The 19,086-nt window shown below is 42.0% G+C and carries 18 protein-coding genes; 10 read left to right on the top strand and 8 right to left on the bottom strand.

Annotated elements, in window-relative coordinates; genetic code table 11:
* Positions 1 to 181 precede the first annotated feature (181 nt).
* The 3 genes from NDN11_RS05740 to NDN11_RS05730 all read left to right on the top strand — a co-directional run bounded on the left by NDN11_RS05740 (position 182) and on the right by NDN11_RS05730 (position 2,639).
* Entirely contained in the window at positions 182 to 622 is a 441-nt protein-coding gene (locus NDN11_RS05740) for a universal stress protein (protein ID WP_171549577.1), read from the top strand.
* A gap of 261 nt (positions 623 to 883) precedes the next feature.
* Positions 884 to 2,125, top strand: a complete 1,242-nt coding sequence (locus NDN11_RS05735; RefSeq protein ID WP_251111045.1) for an OmpP1/FadL family transporter — start codon at positions 884 to 886, stop codon at positions 2,123 to 2,125.
* Between the two features lie 145 nt (positions 2,126 to 2,270).
* Complete coding sequence (locus NDN11_RS05730) at positions 2,271 to 2,639, top strand: hypothetical protein (RefSeq protein ID WP_251111044.1); 369 nt, start codon at positions 2,271 to 2,273, stop codon at positions 2,637 to 2,639.
* A gap of 56 nt (positions 2,640 to 2,695) precedes the next feature.
* Here the strand turns inward: NDN11_RS05730 and NDN11_RS05725 are convergent, their stop codons facing one another.
* Entirely contained in the window at positions 2,696 to 3,859 is a 1,164-nt protein-coding gene (locus NDN11_RS05725; protein ID WP_251111043.1) for an alanine racemase, read from the bottom strand.
* Between the two features lie 46 nt (positions 3,860 to 3,905).
* Here NDN11_RS05725 and NDN11_RS18190 point away from each other — a divergent pair, with 46 nt between their 5' ends.
* Positions 3,906 to 4,031 (top strand): hypothetical protein, encoded by a 126-nt coding sequence (locus NDN11_RS18190; RefSeq protein WP_285292134.1) that lies wholly within the window; start codon positions 3,906 to 3,908, stop codon positions 4,029 to 4,031.
* Between the two features lie 141 nt (positions 4,032 to 4,172).
* Here NDN11_RS18190 and NDN11_RS05720 read toward each other — a convergent pair whose 3' ends face one another.
* Both NDN11_RS05720 and NDN11_RS05715 read right to left on the bottom strand, forming a co-directional pair.
* The gene (locus tag NDN11_RS05720) at positions 4,173 to 5,459 is read right to left on the bottom strand and encodes a D-arabinono-1,4-lactone oxidase (protein ID WP_251111042.1); all 1,287 of its coding nucleotides are present in this window, start codon (positions 5,457 to 5,459) and stop codon (positions 4,173 to 4,175) included.
* A complete protein-coding gene (locus NDN11_RS05715) occupies positions 5,456 to 7,204 on the bottom strand; it encodes a neutral/alkaline non-lysosomal ceramidase N-terminal domain-containing protein (protein ID WP_251111041.1) in 1,749 nt (582 codons plus the stop codon). The genes NDN11_RS05720 and NDN11_RS05715 overlap by 4 nt, the downstream gene beginning before the upstream one ends.
* Before the next feature lie 63 nt (positions 7,205 to 7,267).
* Here NDN11_RS05715 and NDN11_RS05710 point away from each other — a divergent pair, with 63 nt between their 5' ends.
* Positions 7,268 to 8,362 (top strand): AraC family transcriptional regulator, encoded by a 1,095-nt coding sequence (locus NDN11_RS05710; protein ID WP_251111040.1) that lies wholly within the window; start codon positions 7,268 to 7,270, stop codon positions 8,360 to 8,362.
* A 265-nt stretch (positions 8,363 to 8,627) separates the two neighbouring features.
* On the opposite strand, the gene tauD is transcribed toward NDN11_RS05710, so the two are convergent.
* From tauD to tauA, 4 genes are read right to left on the bottom strand one after another with little or no spacing between them, the layout of a single operon-like run.
* The gene (tauD, locus tag NDN11_RS05705) at positions 8,628 to 9,473 is read right to left on the bottom strand and encodes a taurine dioxygenase (protein ID WP_167248182.1); all 846 of its coding nucleotides are present in this window, start codon (positions 9,471 to 9,473) and stop codon (positions 8,628 to 8,630) included.
* A gap of 16 nt (positions 9,474 to 9,489) precedes the next feature.
* Positions 9,490 to 10,371, bottom strand: a complete 882-nt coding sequence (tauC, locus tag NDN11_RS05700; protein ID WP_251111039.1) for a taurine ABC transporter permease TauC — start codon at positions 10,369 to 10,371, stop codon at positions 9,490 to 9,492.
* A complete protein-coding gene (locus NDN11_RS05695; RefSeq protein ID WP_005205081.1) occupies positions 10,368 to 11,159 on the bottom strand; it encodes a taurine ABC transporter ATP-binding protein in 792 nt (263 codons plus the stop codon). The genes tauC and NDN11_RS05695 overlap by 4 nt, the downstream gene beginning before the upstream one ends.
* 9 nt (positions 11,160 to 11,168) lie before the next feature.
* Positions 11,169 to 12,209: a taurine ABC transporter substrate-binding protein gene (gene tauA / locus NDN11_RS05690; protein WP_171526037.1), complete on the bottom strand. Its 1,041-nt coding sequence runs from the start codon at positions 12,207 to 12,209 to the stop codon at positions 11,169 to 11,171.
* Between the two features lie 407 nt (positions 12,210 to 12,616).
* Here tauA and NDN11_RS05685 point away from each other — a divergent pair, with 407 nt between their 5' ends.
* The 4 genes from NDN11_RS05685 (at position 12,617) to NDN11_RS05670 (ending at position 17,242) form a co-directional block, all read left to right on the top strand.
* Positions 12,617 to 13,126 (top strand): rhodanese-like domain-containing protein, encoded by a 510-nt coding sequence (locus tag NDN11_RS05685; protein ID WP_167248179.1) that lies wholly within the window; start codon positions 12,617 to 12,619, stop codon positions 13,124 to 13,126.
* Between the two features lie 62 nt (positions 13,127 to 13,188).
* Positions 13,189 to 14,127 (top strand): serine O-acetyltransferase EpsC, encoded by a 939-nt coding sequence (epsC, locus tag NDN11_RS05680; protein ID WP_251111038.1) that lies wholly within the window; start codon positions 13,189 to 13,191, stop codon positions 14,125 to 14,127.
* Positions 14,128 to 14,364: 237 nt separating this feature from the next.
* Positions 14,365 to 15,297 (top strand): family 2A encapsulin nanocompartment shell protein, encoded by a 933-nt coding sequence (locus tag NDN11_RS05675; protein ID WP_251111037.1) that lies wholly within the window; start codon positions 14,365 to 14,367, stop codon positions 15,295 to 15,297.
* Positions 15,272 to 17,242, top strand: coding sequence for a family 2A encapsulin nanocompartment cargo protein cysteine desulfurase (locus NDN11_RS05670; RefSeq protein ID WP_251111036.1), 1,971 nt, complete (start codon positions 15,272 to 15,274; stop codon positions 17,240 to 17,242). The genes NDN11_RS05675 and NDN11_RS05670 overlap by 26 nt, the downstream gene beginning before the upstream one ends.
* Positions 17,243 to 17,288: 46 nt before the next feature.
* Here NDN11_RS05670 and NDN11_RS05665 read toward each other — a convergent pair whose 3' ends face one another.
* Positions 17,289 to 17,930, bottom strand: coding sequence for a LysE family translocator (locus NDN11_RS05665; protein WP_251111035.1), 642 nt, complete (start codon positions 17,928 to 17,930; stop codon positions 17,289 to 17,291).
* 92 nt (positions 17,931 to 18,022) lie between these two features.
* On the opposite strand from NDN11_RS05665, the gene NDN11_RS05660 reads away from it, so the two are divergent.
* The gene (locus NDN11_RS05660) at positions 18,023 to 18,979 is read left to right on the top strand and encodes a LysR family transcriptional regulator (RefSeq protein ID WP_167248175.1); all 957 of its coding nucleotides are present in this window, start codon (positions 18,023 to 18,025) and stop codon (positions 18,977 to 18,979) included.
* Positions 18,980 to 19,086 lie beyond the last annotated feature (107 nt).

The raw sequence follows: 19,086 nt of genomic DNA, 5'->3' as shown, positions 1-19,086 counted from the left end.
ATTACAAAAATACAGTGATTTTCTTATACCTCTATTTTGCTAGGGAATGCGCTGTTTTTCTACATTATTTTCAGCTTTATCATATATTTTGTGCTGCTACTGATTTGCTAGACCTATCTCAATATGTTATCAACTCCTTATGCTTTATATTTTTTACAACGATAAACTATAAGGAGTAAACATGTCTTATCAAAATATTTTAGTCCCTGTTGATGACTCTCCAATTTCTTATGCCGCAGTCGAACATGCGCTTTCTCTAGCAAAATTATCAGGGGCACAAGTCACCATTCTCAGTGTAGTTGCAGTTGATCCATTTGTTGGCGTGGATTTTTATCAAGTGGCCCCTGCAATCACTGATCATTTTATGCAGGCCGAAGCACATGCCAAAACACAGCTTCAAGATATTGCCCAATCTTTTGTACGTGATGGTATTCAGGTGACAACCAAAATTCATCATGGTGTAGCCAGTGAAGGAATTATCTTTGTTGCCGATGAAGTCGGTGCTGATCTGATTATTATGGGTTCACATGGTCGCACAGGCGTAAAACGTTTATTGCTCGGTAGTGTGGCGCGTGCTGTTTTAACAGAATCACATATTCCCGTGCTGATTGTGAAGCAATAAAGATTTGTTTTAATAAAAAAACCTTGTGTCTCGATACAAGGTTTTTTTATTTTCTAGAATGCCTAAATCTGACCGATTCGCCCCCCATATTGATCATTTACAACCCTGTTCTGCGATTTAAAAAGATGCTTCACTAGCAGTTGGACATTTATTTTCAAGTCAAAATAGTGAGTTGAATCAGCTTACTATTGCCAGAAAAAATGACCGTCAATAAAAAGAGCACGTTTAAGAATAAGACACGGTTTTACAAGGATGATCAATATGAAACTCAATCCAATGGTGATTGGCCTGTGTGGGATATGTATCAGTACATTGAATCACGCAGCAGCACTGGACCAATCAGGACAATCCATTCTCCCTTTTCTGGAAAATGGTAACTATGTTGAAGTCAATGCGACAGCCGTAGATGCTGACATTTCGGGGAAAATCCGTAATCATCCTGGACTGGTCAATGATCCGCAGAATCTTAACTCAGGCAATATGGGCAATAGCTTTCAATATTATAGTGCCGCGCTCAAGCTTCAACTGACTGATCGAATCAGCTTTGGTCTGCTCTATGACCAGCCTTTTGGTGCTGATATTACTTATCCGATGCAATCGAATAACACCTTCTCGGACAATGAGTTTACCCAGCAAGGCACATCGGTTAATGTCGATACCGAAAGCATTAGCATGATTTTGGGTGTTAGTCCATTTAGCAATTTTCAACTCTATGGCGGTGCTGTCTATCAATCGGTCAAAGGTGATGTTGCGCTGCGTGGTAATTCATACAGTGAAGCCTTTAATGGCTATGATGCAAAATTTAAACAGGATCATGCGGTCGGTTGGCTGGCAGGTCTGAGTTATCAAATCCCAGATATTGCCTTAAAAGCCGCAGTGACCTATCGCTCCAAGATCGACCATGATATGCAAGTGACTGAGACCCAGTTCGGTCAACCTTTGGAAGCAACTACGCCAAGTAAAACCAAAATTTCGACACCACAATCGGTGAATGTTGACTTTCAAACAGGAGTGTATAAAGACACACTGCTCTATACCAATCTACGTTGGGTCAACTGGAAAGATTTTCATATTCGACCAACTCAATTTGGCGCAGTGACGGAGTATCTCACTGGCGTAATAAGTGATGGTGCATATACAGGTGGTTTCGATCTGGATAGCTATCAAAAAGATCAATGGACGGTCAATGTCGGACTGGGGCATCAGTTTACTGAAAAATGGAGTGCATCCACTGAAGTCAGTTGGGATTCAGGGACAGGCAACCCTGCATCTACATTAAATCCTACCAAAGGGTCTTGGGGGATTGGTCTAGGTGCTCAGTTTAATCCTGCCCCGAACTACTTCATTGCCGCTGGAGTTAAATACTTCTGGTTAGGTGATGTGGTTGCCGAAGACGGCACTTATTACATTCCTGTACCAGGAATTAAACCCATTGCTGAACAAGCTGACTTTAAAAACAACAGCGCAATCGCTTATGGCTTAAAAATGGGCTATCGCTTTTAGTCACAAAAACTCATCATGCCAAGTAGTTGCAGATCTACTTCAAGTCTTGCTCCTACTTGGCTAGTTTCTGGCATTCAATCAACGGATTAGATTAGAATCTCAAAGCATTATTTTAATAATGAATGTCATCTCTAGGAAAAATCCAATGAAAAAAATTGCTCTTGTCTTTTCAATATTTCTATCTAGCTTCGTTTTTCCTGTTACCGCTTTTGCCAATTCACCTGATCCTAAAGAAAGCATGGATATGTTTATTGGTACCTTAACCATTCATGATAATAAAGCTATTTTAAAGCGGTGCGATATTGCACAGAATGAATATGTGTTGAAAGATGCGGATTGGTCTAAGGAAAAGGTGGTATCAAGCTTTCTGTCCAAAGCAACAAAACTAAAACAGCCGATTTATGCAGAAGTGATCGCAGCGTATAAAAGTGAAAAAGATATCAATATTCTATTGATCGATTCCATTGAAAATCTGACCGAAGCGAAAAGCTGCCATTTGGCCGATCTATTTTAAAGCTCACCATACACGGCAAGCTTTTCGCTCGAATATTGATGAGCAAAAAAGCCCAATCACTCACTAAAAGTTTGCCATGTCTCAAAAGCATGTGTGCGATACAGCTTCAACTTGGAAAACTGAGGAATAATCGCTTCACTCTGCGTTGGTCTTAAAAACACAAAATCATCGACTTGAATATCACAATCCTTCGGTACATTGACCAATTCCTGATTACTACTACGCCCGTACAATGCATGGGTATGTGCTTGATGAGGATAGACATAATCAGCCAGCCAATAGCCACCATAAATAAACAGTGCCTTACATTTATGTGGCAATTTATCCAATAAAGACATAGATGGAAGCTGAGTAAATGGCAATATTTTTAATACAGGTGCAGCAATCCATAACGCAGGCTGTAGTGCGCTTAAAAAATCACTGTCAAAATCACTTGGTTTTAAGAGCATTGAACCAAAAGACAAATCATTGCAAACACTTTCAGTGGTATGAAAGCTAAAGGTTGGACTGCCACCGCCATTAAAACAAAGCTCATCATTCCACAGCGATGAAAACTGTTTTTGAATTAACTGTTGATAATGAGCATAAGTCTGCTGCGAACTTTGATAAGCCAGTTCAGGTTTTTTAATGATGGCTGGGATTTTGGTGACATGTGCATCATAGCCCATCAAACCAGAAAGCTTTAAATACTGTGGATACTGCTGAATCAGCTTTAAAATTTCGGTCAGTTGCGGTGTCGACTGTACCCCACCACGATGTAAACCAACATCAATTTCAATATTCACATTCAGACAGAGAGAATAGAGCTGAGCAATCTCGAGATATTGTTGTAAGCGTTGCTTGGTATCAATCAGCCACTGAATTTTGGCATTCGACCACTCATCATGCTGATCAAAGAAATGGCGTACAGCTTGAGCTGGCATTGGTTTACCCAACAAAATATCCGCTTCGGCAAAATTTTCTAGGATTGAAACAATATGCGGTTGATGAAATACCATAAAGCGTTGCGTATTGATCTGCTCAGATAATAACTTGAGTAAATCTAGGCTTGCTAATGATTTTACTACCAAGCGTGCTTTTAAATGTTTGGCGTGATCAAGACGAATCTGAACATGCTGAATATTTTGTTTTAACGCTGCTTCATCGATGATCAATTGTGGAGTCGCAATCCCCTGCTTTTTTAGGTCGAGATTGAGTTGCTTAAAATAATGATCCAACATGGCTATACCTTTTTCAATCAATGAAAATTTACATGCAATTTGATACGTGAAAAGTCATCTACAACCTGAGCAAGCTAAAGCGACTAAAGCTTTGGCAAAGCGCAAGCGTTTAAATACACCTTACCAAGCTTCAAATGCTTCTCAGGGCGAAACCAAAGTAAGGCGAGCCTGAGCAAGCCAAAGCGACTAAAGCTTTAGTGAAGCGCAAGACGAAGTGGCTTATCCTAAAATGGATAAAAACTCGGTAAGACTTCGTTAAGTTAGTTATTTTTCAATAAATTAAATAAACATTTAAGGCGAACCCAAGTTAAAGCTAACCTAAAAACAACTTTTCCAGATAGGGATTTAAAAACTTGGCTTTTGGGTCAAGCTGCTGACGTAAAGCCATAAAATCATCCCATTTAGGATATAGAGCCCGAAGCTGTGTCTTGTTCATTTGATGCATTTTACCCCAATGTGGACGCCCTCGATATTTCTGCAAAATCGGCTCAACCACATCAAAAATCAACTTCGGGTCTTGCTTATGATATTGATGCACTGAAATCGAAATCGAGTCCTGCTGATAAAACGGACTGAGCCAAATATCATCCCCCTTCACAAAGCGAAATTCGAGCGGAAAAAAGGTGGCAACTTTATACTTTCTTAAGGCATGCAACACTTCATCCAAACACTCAATTCCACGATCAACAGGAATCTGATACTCCATTTCATTGAACTTGGTATTACGCGGTGTTGGAAATATCTTGCTCGACCAATCTATATAGGTTGTCGGTTTGACAAAGATGCCTAAGAGCTTCTGTAAATAGGGGTTCAATGAGGGAAAATTTTTGGTCAGCTCAGAGCATAAGGTCAATAAAGTATCATCGGATGGGAAATTTTCCTTACGTGGCAAAACCTCTTCATCGGTCTCATCCAAAGTTTTCAGCATCAACTGCTTTTCATGGGAAAACACAAAGCATTCGATGTGTCGATGCTGATGCTTCCATTGTTGAATATGCTGCATCATGTCTTCTACAGGACAAAGCTCAATATGTTCTTTCAGTTTATAGCGCGGGCGATTCTGCATGGTGATCTTAGTTAAGATACCCAAGCTTCCCAAAGAAACTCGTCCTGCGGCAAAGATTTCAGGATGTTCTGTGCGATTACATTTTAGAATTTCACCTGACGCCGTCAATAACTCAAAAGCTTCAACATAGGCCGAAATACAATGCAAATCTGCTCCTGTGCCATGTGTGCCTGTAGAGACAGCACCTGCGAGACTTTGCTGATCAATATCGCCCTGATTCATCAAAGCCTGATTGATCGATTGCTGTTGTAAATGCTGATCTAAGTCATATAAACGTGTACCAGCATAAATACTGCTCTGACATCGATCAAGATCCGTCGATGCGATTCCTGCAATATGATTCAAAGACAATAAAGTTGCATCGGTACAGACCAAAGGCGTAAAAGAATGCCCTGCACCCACCACCCTTATTTTTTGCTGCTCTCTAACAATAGACTGTAATTCTTGAATATTGGCAGGTTGTAAAATCTGCTGCGGCTTGGCTTTTTGAAAGCCAGACCAGTTTGACCAAATGCCTTGTGTTAAATCATTCATACTGCCTCTCCTTGGCTAACGGCAGTTTTCAAATTGCCATGGTTGCTGCGTTTTGCGAGTTCCTGTGCTGGAATCGGCTGTGGTCGTGTCATTTCATCGTAATGACGTTTATTTTTTTCTAACAATAATTGTTCTGTTAGATCTTTGAACTTGCTCTGGCAGGCTGCCAATGTCCATTGTCCGAATAAGGTATGCCCACCTTCATAGGCTTGCGCTTGGTATTCTTCATAGGTCGTGACATAGCCCATATAATCATTGCAGTACGATGCCAACCAAACCTGATTCATTGACGTCTGTGTAGTGAATGTCTGTTTAACGGTGTCAACGACACGCTGCCCTGCAATAGTGGTAAATTCTCCTGGACAACAAATCAAAGCCAATTGACCTAATCGCACAATCTGTAAGGGAACCACGCTCGGGACTAAAGGACTCTGCTGAATCGCCCCAGCTTTCACTTGTCGGTTCATTTCTGCAATCAACGGATCAAGAATACTCGGCGGAAAACCAATTGGTTGGCCTAAAATCTTTTTGGCACCCGCTTCCAGTAAAATCTGTTTTGGCCCTTGAGAGGCATACAACTGCTGATAGTCTGCAAAATCAGTTGCTTTTGGATGCTTGGTTTTTTGTTTGCGAAATTGATCCGCTAAAAATTGCATTCCCATAATTAAGGGTTTGGGTGCACCTAAACCATCGACAGGCGTGCCTGCAAAAAATGCGGTGCCATGACAAGGCTGACTGGTCTTTGCATGCTTTTGACCCGCTGCGAACTGATCTGGAATTTCAATATTGCTCAGGTCTACATAGGACAAAACAGCATCGATCTTGCCTGCGACTTTTTGCAAATTTTTGGGAATATTTGATTGTAGTGCTGTCAAAGCCAATTCACTTTGGTAGCGCCCATTTTGTTGCGCGTATTGATATTCCTGTTCGCCTTTAATCTTATTACGGATCTTGAGCTGATCTTTGCCATGAAAATGCGGTGATACGTCCCCTGCGGTTGCTTGTGCAAAAATTGTGACTGGATTTTGGATTCCTTGCCCAATTAAAGCCTGCTCAGAGAATGCGGCTGCGTAGCCTTTATTATCACCATCATAGGCGTTTAAAGAATTTCCTAAACAAGTTGCATGTACTCCAAATAAGGAAATAAAGGACTGTAGTTTTTGTTCACGATAGAAACCGATCAGCTGCATTTCTCGGTTCAAAGCTAAATGCGTTTCAGCTTCGGTACGTGGCTGAACTTCTGGATTACGATTGTAGGCTTTGATCGAACGATTCCATGCGACAGGTGTCTGTTCTGGAAAATGCTGCGTACTTAAAAAAATCTCGGTGTCTTGTTCAGACACAATCGCATTTTGAATACTCAGTACAATCGCCTCAACAATGGCAGTTACGTGTTCAGGTACAAAACCAGGCGTTGGCATATTATATAAAGCTTCATAACCACAACCACTAGGGCCAGAATGAGTATGGGTTGCCATGAGGACCAATTGATTTTCATCAAATGGTGAATTTAGAATTTGGGTGAGTCGCGCTACTGCTTGACTGCGTATGGCATGGGTAATGCACCCTAAATCCAGACAACAGATGAGTAATCGGTTATGTTGTTGATCGACAATACTCACACTACGTGCAAATAAAGCTGTGCGCTGTTCATAGGCCCGATGTGACCATTGACCATACCCAAACATGGCATAGCCTTTCGGTGTAATTTTGATTTGCTGCTTGTCCCAACCCACCTGATACATCACGACTTCCTTTTCAATTCTTTTTCTAACTGTCTTAAAGCATGTTGAAAGTTAATCAAAATTATGCGATACCCAACAGGGTTAAAGACACTTTTCTTTGGGGGGCAAAACGGACTTATGCCTATACGTAGCAGCGATAAAAATGATCAACAGCAATTTATTCCACCAACGATTTTGGCCAGCCTGATCCATTATGCTGAGCAACAGCAATGGGACTATGCCGCTTGGTTTCAGGATTCAGGTTTAGATATTGTACAAATACAGCAAACCCAAGGTGTGGTTCGTTTTAGCCAACTCTGTGATGTTGTCCGTCAAGCCATGATCACCTATCAACAACCCGACCTTGGTTTAAAGCTTGGTAGTAGCGAAGGTCTGATCTCTATGGGGATTTTGGGCTTTGCCATGCAATCGTGTAAAACTGTTGCAGATGCTTTAGACATTGCGCTGCGCTATCATCGGATTTCTGGCAGTGTCTTAAATATCGACTTTTCCATCCACGCTGATCTTTGTGAATTGGAGGTCACTGAACCCTATCCGTGCAATGAACTCAAAGCCTTTTTCTATGATGAATTATTTAGCAGTATCATCACCTGTTTAAACGCAATGCTGGGTGATCATGATGATGTGATGAGCCTTGAGCTCAGCTATTTACCAAACGAATATCAACAGCAATATAATGATATCTTTGGCTGCCCAATCCAATTTAACCGAGATAAAAATATCATGCGCTTTAGTAGCAGCCTACTGCAGCGCAGCTTAAAAAATTACAGCCCTGCCAACTACGCAACTGCCATCCAGATCTGTGAGCAGGCCTTAAAAGAAATAGACCAACTCAATCAAGTTGGTTATATACATTTACTCGATCATTTGATTGAACAGCATTTACCCGAACGATTTGAGATGCAGCAAGCCGCAGAACAATTACACATCAGCGAACGGCATTTAAGACGGCAATTATTATTAGAAGGGCTGAGTTTTCAACAAATTCGGCAAAATGTACTGGAGCGTAAAGCCAAGCAACTCCTCGAACAGAATCTATCCATGAGTGAGATTAGCCTGCAATTGGGTTTTAGCGAATTACGTGAATTCCGACGTGCCTTTAAGCGCTGGACGGGACAAGCCCCTTCGATTTATAAACAAGAGACTCACCTTACTTAAATGATTAGTTCGTAATGCCTACTCATATAAAATGAACATATCTCAGGAATTACTGGTGCTACAGGTCATCCACAACCTGCGTGAGATTAATCAGATGCTATTTCTGCGATTAATTTAAAGAGATACCGAAAGAAGACAGGTTTTGTGGATGACAATGGTTTTGGTTACTTTTGCCGAAACAAAAGTAACTCCAGCTGAAGGCTTATCCAAGAATAAGATGAGATCTCTATAAGATTCCACCGAAGCAAAAAATTAAAACTAAATTTTAACTTGCTGCCTGATAAAACGGTACATCACCATTAATCGTGGCACGATGCATAATCCGATGCGCATCCCCATAATCAAATAAAGCCTTATGCTGTGTACAACGATTATCCCAAATCGCCACATCACCTGCCTGCCACTGCCAACGCAAATGAAACTGTTCATTGGTTGCATGCGCAAATAAGTACTGTAGTAATTCAGTACTTTCAGTCTCATCCAGCTCATTAATACGTGTGGTAAAACCTTCACTCACAAACAAAATCGGCTGACCAGTTACAGGATGCGTTCTCACTACAGGATGAACGACAGGTGGATTACGCTTAAAAGTTTCTTCCAGTTTTTTACGCTCAACATCGTTATGTGCGAAACGTTCAATCGGGAAAGACTGACGAATGTCGTGTGTTGCTGTTAAGCCTTTTAACTTTTGCTGTAAGCCTTGATCCAAGGCAGCAAATGCCGCTGCGCCACTCGACCATAAGGTATCACCACCGACAGGTGGAATCTTGATGGCTTGCAATACACAACCCAATGGCGGTTTCTGACTGAAAGTCACATCGGTGTGCCATAGCTCATTATCACGTAAGTCTTGTTTCCAGCTATCCAGTACAATGATTTCAGGCACATTATCGATAGATGGGTAGATCGGATGGATATGCAAAGAACCAAAACCACGCGCAAGCTCAGCTTGTGCCTGAGGTGCAAGCTGCTGATTGCGGAAGAAAATCACATGATGATCCAGCAAAGCCTGTTGAATTTGTTGTGTAGTATTTTCATCAGCCGTGTTTAAATCAACATCGTGAATAATTGCACCGATCGTTGGTTTAATAATTTCAATATTTAACGTCATCTTCTACTACTCACACTTATAACTGTTGGCCATACCAAGGAGATAATTGCTTCTGTAACCAACGCAAAAACAACTCAAAACTCACTGCGACGATCGCAATGACAATAATGCCGAGAACCACGGTATCGGTGATTAGGAACTGTGCTGCAGATTGCACCATAAAACCAATGCCACGATCTGCTGCAACTAATTCCGAAGCCACTAAGGTTGACCAACCCACTCCCAAACCAATACGAATACCCGTCAAGATATGCGGTAAAGCAGTCGGCAAAATCACGTGCCAAAACACTTGCGATTGGCTTGCTCCTAAAGATAAAGCAGCACGTTCACGATTGAGCTGATGGCTCAATACACCATGGGTACTACTGATAATCACAGGTGCAAGGATCGAAAAGAAAATCAAAAGCACTTTGGTGGTTTCACCAATCCCGAACCAGATCACCAATAAAGGCAAATAAGCCAAAGGTGGAATCGGGCGTAATAACTCAACCAATGGATCCAGCACTGCTCGCACCCATTTGTTTAACCCCATCCATAAACCAAGTGGTACACCAATCGCAATCGCGGCAACTAAAGCCAACAAAACACGAGAAATACTTGCTGCCAAATGCTGCCATAAGGTGGCTTTCATAAAACCTTGTTGGCTGACTTCCAGAAATTTTTGCCATACCGCTTGTGGGCTCGGCAAAAATAGACTTGGGACAATTTTTAATGCCGTGATCAAATACCAAATCACCAATACGCTTAAGACACTGGCAAGACTGAGCGCTAAACTGCGATGACGAATAAAGAAAGCCCCTATTGGACTAAAATCCGAAGCAGACTGTGCTTGGTCCGTCGATTGCAATTCCTCGGCCTTACTCACTTCATAGGCTGTATTTTTTGCTTGCCCCGTCATACCGCCACCTCATGCCCAGCTTGTTTCTGCACACGTAGGCGTTCAAACAATTGCTCGCGTAATTGAATAAATTTAGGATCAGATTTAATCGCACGAATGGATTCACCCTGCTTATAACGCTCTGCAAAATCCAGTTTTAAAGTTTCGACAATCTTACCTGGACGAGCCGTCATCAACACCAATTGATTACTCAGCAAAAGTGCTTCTTCAATGTCATGTGTGATCAGGAAGAATGATTTATTTTGTTCAATCCATAAATCCAGCACCAACTGCTGCATGGTTTCTCGGGTAAATGCATCAAGTGCAGCAAAAGGCTCATCCAATAAAATGAATGCTGCATGACTGATCAAGGCACGTGCGATCCCAACCCGTTGTTTCATACCACCTGACAATTCCCAAATATTGGCTTTAGCCACATGACTTAAGCCAACAATTTTAAGAATTGCATCGACTTGCTGTTGAATTTCTTGCTCTTTTAAGCCTTTGAGCTGCAAAGCAAAACCGATATTTTCAGAAACATTTAACCAAGGTAATAGCGCATGATCCTGAAACACCACCGCACGGCGTGCATCGGGTGCAGTCACGACTTCATGATCCAGTGTAATCTGACCCGAACTTGGTTTTTGAAAACCTGCCAAGATGTTGAGCAATGTTGTTTTACCACAACCAGACTCACCCAAAATCACAGTCAAAGTGCCTTCTTCAATCTTCAGATTGATATCTTGCAATACAGGCACTGTCTGTTTTGGAAAAGTTAAATGAAGATGCTCAGCAGCTAATACGCTCATTTAGATCTCCTATGGCTGTAAGAATTGGGTGGTGACATTAGCTTGATAATCAGGCTTTACATGATCCACCTTGCCTTGGCTTTTTAGGAATGTTGCTGTATCGAAAATATTTTTGGCGAACTCACCTGATAAAGTCGCGTGTTGTTGCTGACCATTCAAATAAATATTGCCTGACAACAATAAAGGAATATCTTTCACATCAGAGCCTGTCAGCTGAGCAATTTTCTGGATATTGTCCTCATTTTGTTCAAATGCTTTTGGATCTTGCTGATACGCTTCAACTTGTTTCAAACTGGTTTGTACAAAGGCTTTTAAGAACTCTGGATTTTTTTCAGCGAAATCTTTACGAACCACCCATAAATCATAAGTTGGTGCACCCCACTCGCCGACCTGTTTTGAGTCTGTTAATACATGACCGCTGGCTTTGACTTTGCTTAATGCAGGTTCCCAAACATAAGTCGCATCAATATCACCACGTTCCCATGCTGCTGTGATTTCTGGTGGACGTAAGTTAATAATCTTGACTTGGTTATCCGCAATATTCCAATGCTTGAGTGCTGATAATAAACTGTAATGCGTGGTTGAAACGAATGGTACAGCAATGGTTTTGCCAATCAAATCTTGCGGATTTTTTATGCCTGATTTGTTACTCACCACCAATGCTTCTGAACCGCCTAATTTAGCCGTCACCAGAAAGACCTCAATCGGTAAATCACGACTTGCAGCAGCAGCCAAAGGACTAGAACCGATATTGCCGATCACCACATCACCCGAGGCCAATGCATTGACCACATCTGAACCTGCATCAAATTTACGCCATTGAATTGCTTGATTACTGTCACGCTCATAATCACCATTGGCTTGTGCAACCTTGGTTGGATCCACACCAGTTTGATAGGCAATCACCACTGCCTTGTTGTTTTTAGACTGAACAGGTGCAGCATCTTTTTGATTTTGATAGACAATAAAAGCAACAATCGCCACAAGGACGATCGCTGTAACAATTAGCGGCTTAGAGTTCTTGATGCCCATAATTAGATGATCTTTCAACAATATAGGTTTATGGTATGCGGCATGCTTTATGATTAAAAATAAGAAAAAGTGAGTTGCTTATTCATTTACGATATAAGAATAAGACTTAGGCAATTTTTGCTGTTTTTATATTCAAGTGGTTTATTTTTTAGTATTGATACATTTAATTTCCCAACCAAGCCTTTAAAGTATTTATCCCTTTGTTTAAATGAAAAGTAAAATATTTAATCCTGATAATTTCATCTTTAAATTAAATAAGCATATTAACTTAAAAATACAGTTCCAAACTTTATTCCTAATAATTTAATAAAAAACCTATTATTTATCAAAAATAGATATATAAATAAATTTTGCTTATTTTCCTGAATATAAAAACAGTCCTAAGATAAAAACATCATCCCGCTGATGTATGAAAGGTTATAAAAATGAATGCTCAATTTGATTCTACTGATCTAGCAGAATCGACATCTACGATTCACGGTTTATCAAAAAATCCACAAGATATCTTAGCGCGTGCGCAACATTATGCTGAAGAAAATGAACTCGATTTCACTGGCAGCATCCCCCCATCAGAAGCGTGGTATTTAGTTGAACAAGGTCTTGCGGTATTGGTCGATGTACGTACCAATGAAGAACGCAAATTTGTCGGCTATGTCCCTGAAAGTATCCACGTCGCATGGGCAACTGGCACATCATTTAACCGAAATCCACGCTTTCTGAAAGAACTGGATAGCAAAGTTGGTAAAGACAAAACCATTCTGCTGCTCTGCCGTAGCGGTAAACGTTCAGCTTTAGCGGCAGCGGCAGCTTTTAGTGCAGGTTTTGCTCAAGTTTATAATGTGCAGGAAGGCTTTGAAGGTGATTTAAACGAACGACAACAACGTAATCAAAGCAATGGCTGGCGTACATATCAGTTACCTTGGTTACAAGATTAGTGCTGCTTTTTTAAGCAATTATTTTACGATTTATTTAAGATCTCGTTTTGCAAGGAATACGCGTGAGCCAATGGAAAATACAGCCTGTCGTCGAAGGCCTACAACAAGCACGACATGAATGGAGAGAGCGTCAACATCGGATCAAAGAATTTGGTGGGCGTGAACTTCCATCTAAGGATGTGCTGAAGTCAATTTTAGATGATCTGTGTGGGATCTTATTTCCAATGCGACTTGGGCCGAGCGATCTACGCCAAGAAACTGAGGATTACTATATTGCCTATACCCTTGACCGTGTCTTGAATGAACTGTTTGCACAGGTCAAGTTGGCTTTAAATTACGAAGCCAAAAGCCGAGTCAAACCGATCCCTGTTTCAAGCAATGAACGTCTGCTGTATGAACAGCAAGTCGCTTTGGCACAAACGATCGTACAGGACTTTGCCAATACCTTGCCTGACATTCGCCGCTTATTGGATGCAGATGTCTGTGCAGCATATGAAGGTGATCCCGCAGCACATAGCGTCGATGAAGTCTTACTCTGCTATCCCGGTATTTTAGCGATTATTCATCATCGCGTAGCACATCAGCTCTATCAGAGTGTACCGCTGCTCTCACGGATTATTTCTGAATTGGCCCATTCCGCAACGGGTATCGATATCCATCCAGGTGCGCAAATTGGCAAAGGCTTCTTTATCGATCACGGCACAGGTGTGGTGATTGGTGAAACCTCAGTGATTGGTGAATATGTCCGTATCTATCAGGCAGTGACGCTCGGTGCAAAACGGTTCGAATTGAATGAAGATGGCGCACTGAAAAAAGATTATGCCCGTCATCCAATCGTGGAAGACCATGTGGTGATTTATGCAGGTGCAACAATTTTAGGCTGTATCACCATTGGTAAAGGGTCAATTGTTGGCGGGAATGTATGGCTCACTCATAGTGTTGCAGCAGGCAGCCAAATTTTACAGTCACCAAGTGAATCACTACACAACAGTAAAGTTTAATTAAGTGAGACTGCTATAAATTTCATAGATTAAATCGCCTTATTCAGCTTTTATATTTATTTTTCATAAATATATTCTTATGAGTCATATAATCATAATTCAGTATTATTTATCTCATATTAATATTTTTAAAAATAATAAATCCCCTTTAGTCTAACTTAATAAATGATTAAGCAACACTGATATAAAACCAACCCTTTTACTAACAAAGCCAAAAAACAACAGGAAAATTGATTCATGGCAAAAACCACAGATAAAGTCCAACTTGCGCTTGGAGATCACGCAGCTAGACAGCTTGCCAATGCCACCAAGACCGTTCCACAACTTTCGACCATTACCCCACGTTGGCTCACACATTTATTGCAATGGATTCCTGTTGAAGCAGGTATTTATCGCGTCAACCGTGTCAGCAACACCGATGACATCCAAGTTGCGTGTACACAACGTGATGAAGCAACGCTACCCCAAACCTTTGTTGATTATGATGCTCAACCGCGTGAATATTTCTTAAATGGTGTTTCTACCGTTTTAGATATCCATACCCGTGTTGCCGATCTTTACAGCAGCCCGCACGATCAAATTAAAGAACAATTACGCTTAACCATTGAAACAATTAAAGAACGCCAAGAAAGCGAGCTGATCAATAACCCTGAATATGGTTTATTGGCCAGTGTTGCAGATGAACAACGTATCTCAACTTTAAATGGTCCCCCAGCGCCAGATGACTTTGATGATTTACTCCGTAAAGTCTGGAAAGAGCCTGGTTTCTTCCTTGCGCATCCAGATGCCATTGCCGCATTCGGTCGTGAATGTACCCGTCGTGGTGTACCACCACCAACAGTCAGTTTATTCGGTTCTCAGTTCATCACATGGCGTGGTGTCCCCCTGATTCCATCGAATAAGATTCCGGTAGAAGATGGTAAAACCAAAATCTTGTTACTGCGTGTGGGTGAAAAACGCCAAGGTGTAGTGGGCTTATTCCAACCGGGCTTGGCAGGTGAGCAATCTCCTGGCCTTTCTGTACGCTTCATGGGTATCAACCGCAATGCGATTGCGTCTTATCTGATCTCATTGTACTGCTCATTGGCGGTATTAACTGAGGATGCGTTGGCTGTGCTTGAAGATGTGGAGGTGGACAAATATCATGACTACCCAGTTAACTACAAGTAACCTATCTTCTACAGGTACTGGGCAAGGTAGTCCAACGGGTTCTGAAGTGGTCGGTGTTAGCCCACCGTCCAACTTCCCTGATGAAGCAACACTTTCAAGACTCGCCTCTGAATTTTTTGCTGCACTGCCAAGCTCAGGCAGTGGCCACCCTTCTGGCTTGAATTTGGACTTGCCCAATGTCGGTACACCACCACATCAACCCCAGCCTGCCGAACCTTTAGCAGCGTTAAGTGGACGTGCGCCCAATATTGCCTATGAAAAAAGTTTGAATCCTGAATATCCTGAGCATATTCCCAACTATCCCGATTATCCTGAACGTCGTGCGATTGCCTCTGCGCCCGTGGTCGGTGGGGCGAATTTACCTCGCCCACCCATTGAACCAAATTTTCCACAGCCGATTCACAGCGCACCGAATGTGCCTTTGGTTGAACCTTCTCGTCCATCTGCAAGTGAGGCTTCGCCATTTTATTTTTTAAATGATTTTGCAGCACCCAGTACATCAAGTTCTGAATTTGATGCTGCCAGTTTTGCGACTGCACAATCATTTCAATTACCACACGGCGATGCGCTAAAAAGCTTGTTACAGCAAGATCAGCCAAGTTCAGCCCAACCCAAAAGTCCTGCCTCTACTGGTTTCTACTTTTTAGATTTGCCACAAAGCAACGCGGGTTATGGCAATTATCAACCTTCACAACCGCAGTTTGTAGCTAATGCAGCTCAACCTTTGGATATTCAAGCGATCCGTCGTGATTTTCCAATTTTGCAAGAGCGCGTCAATGGTCGGCCTCTGGTCTGGTTTGATAATGCAGCGACCACACAGAAGCCGCAAAGCGTGATTGATCGTATTGCCTATTTTTATCAGCACGAAAATTCCAATATTCATCGTGCCGCACATGAACTGGCAGCACGTGCAACCGACGCCTATGAACATGCGCGTAATGTGGTGGCTCGTTTTATTGGAGCAAAATCATCCAAAGAGATCATTTTTGTTCGTGGCACCACTGAAGGCATTAACCTGATTGCCAAGACGTGGGGTGAACAGAATATTGGTGAAGGTGATGAGATCATCGTGTCTCATCTTGAGCATCACGCCAACATCGTACCATGGTTCCAACTGAGCAAAAAAGTCGGCGCCAAATTCCGTGTCATTCCTGTGGATGATACGGGTCAAATCATTTTGGAAGAACTGCCAAAACTGATTAATGAACGTACCAAACTGATCTCAATTACCCAAGTATCCAATGCCTTAGGTACGGTAACACCTGTCGCTGAGGTAATCAAAATCGCGCATGCTAAAGGTGTGCGAGTCTTGGTCGATGGTGCTCAATCGGTTTCACATATGCCAACCGATGTCCAAGCAATTGATGCCGACTTCTTTGTATTCTCAGGGCATAAAGTTTTTGGGCCTACAGGTATTGGCGCGGTCTATGCCAAGCCTGAAATCCTAGAGACTATGCCTGTGTGGGAAGGTGGCGGCAATATGATTCAGGATGTGACCTTTGAACAAGTGGTTTACCAACCAGCTCCAAATAAGTTCGAAGCAGGTACGGGTAATATTGCCGATGCCGTGGGTTTAGGTGCTGCACTGGAATATGTGGAACGCCTTGGCATTCATAATATTGCCCGCTATGAACATGACTTACTCGAATATGGTCAGCACGCCTTAAGCAGCGTCACAGGTTTAAGACCAATTGGCACAGCGAGAAATAAAGCCAGTGTCATGTCCTTTACCCTTGAAGGTTATTCGACTGAGCAAGTAGGTAAAGCACTCAATCAACATGGAATTGCAGTTCGTTCAGGGCATCATTGCGCTCAACCAATTCTGCGTCGTTTTGGTGTAGAACAGACTGTGCGTCCTTCTTTGGCGTTTTATAACACCACAGAAGAAATTGATTTGCTGGTGTCGGTATTGCATCAACTGACCAGAAACAAACGGAGTGCCTAAACCCTCTCCAATAAAAAAGACTGCCTCAGCGCAGTCTTTTTTATATTCAGGTAAAGGCAACACTCCAAATCAATCGTATTGCAACTACACCCAAAATAACCCCCATTACCCGTTCAAAATACACCCCGAACTCCAAAAAGCGTTTTCGTACAACAGGTTGAGCAAACATGATACTAACCAGAATAAACCACACAGCATTGACTAAACACATCCAAATGCCATAACCAATTTGAACCTTTATCGGTGTTGCAGGATTCACAATGGTGGTAAAAATCGCCAGAAAGAAAACGGTCGCTTTGGGGTTCAGTGCGTTGGTTAAAAAGCCCATATTAAAGGCTTGGATATAGCTCGGTTTGCCCATCGCCTCACCAGCCAAAATGTCCAGATTGGCATTCGGTTGGCTGCGTAAACATTGCCAGCCTAAGTAAATCAAATAAGCCGCCCCAGCTATACGTAATACCGACATTAACCAGACACTTTGCTGGATCAACACCCCAACACCCACTAAGGTATAAAACACATGCACTGAAATGCCGACACCAATGCCGATTGCAGTGATACAGCCAATTAAATAGCCATATCGAACACTCTGCCGTACTGTAATAATAAAATCAGGTCCCGGTAAAACAACTGCCATAAAATGGATCAATGCCAAGGCCAGAAATTCATGCCCATACAACTGCCACATTTGATTTATCTCCATCATGACTATAGGAAAAAGATTGTATTGCGATTTTTAAAGCGCGATAATCCAATCAAAATCCAAATAACTTTTGCTTCATGAGCACAAATCAAAGTCTAGTTCTGTTAAATGAAATGGCGACTTTTGTCAAAGTTGTCGAAACTGAAAGCTTTTCTGAAACGGCACGACAGCTCGGTTCAACCCCTTCTGCAGTGAGCCGCGCCATTGCCCGTTTAGAACGAGCTTTAGGTACACGCTTATTGCATCGCACCACACGTAAACTGCGCTTAAGTGAAAGCGGTCAACAGGTCTATGAACGCTGTGTCGACATGGTCAATGCCGCACAAGCGGTAATGGAAAGCTCAGGACAGTTTCATATTGAACCACAAGGCATTATCCGAATTAGTGTGCCCAAGGCAGTTGGGCATTTTATGCTGCATCCACATTTGCCTGAGTTTTTAGCCTTGTATCCTAAAATTGATATCCAACTGCTGTTGGAAGACCGTTACATTGACTTGATTGATGATGGTGTAGATCTGGCCATTCGTATAACCGAACAACCACCGGGCGGTTTAATGGGACGAAAACTGATTGAGATTGATCATTTAATTTGTGCTACACCTGAATATTTACAAAAACATGGCACACCACAACATCCACATGATTTAAAGCAGCATCAATGTATTTATTTGGGTGAACAAGCCAGTGATTCGAAGTGGAAGTTCCAGCAAGAACAGAAATCCATTACGGTGGCAGTCCGTGGTCGTTATGCAGCGAATCATACTGGCGTGCGCCTGAGTGCCGCTTTACAACACTTAGGCATTGCCAGTTTGCCCTACTTCGTGGCACGCCATGCCTTAGAACAGGGGTCTTTGGTACAGGTCTTACCCGATTGGCATTTTAAAACTCATTACAGTGGTGGTGCATGGCTGCTTTATCCCCCAACTCGTCATGTCCCACCTAAACTCAGTGTCTTTATTCAATATCTGGCGGAAAAATTAGCCGCTGAACCCGTTTTAGTTCAACAGAACGTGCCAATAAAAAATAATGAGTGACCCATCTAAATTCAATAATTTCATTATTCTGAATTATTAGCTCACTAAAATTTATAAACTCTATCCTCACTTTTCTTTATCATACAACGATAAAAATAAAACACTTT

The organism is Acinetobacter sp. C26M (assembly GCF_023702675.1).
Taxonomy (GTDB): Bacteria; Pseudomonadota; Gammaproteobacteria; order Pseudomonadales; family Moraxellaceae; genus Acinetobacter.
The sequence above is the reverse complement of the archived record's forward strand: the minus strand, read 5'-3'. Positions and strand labels throughout refer to the sequence as shown.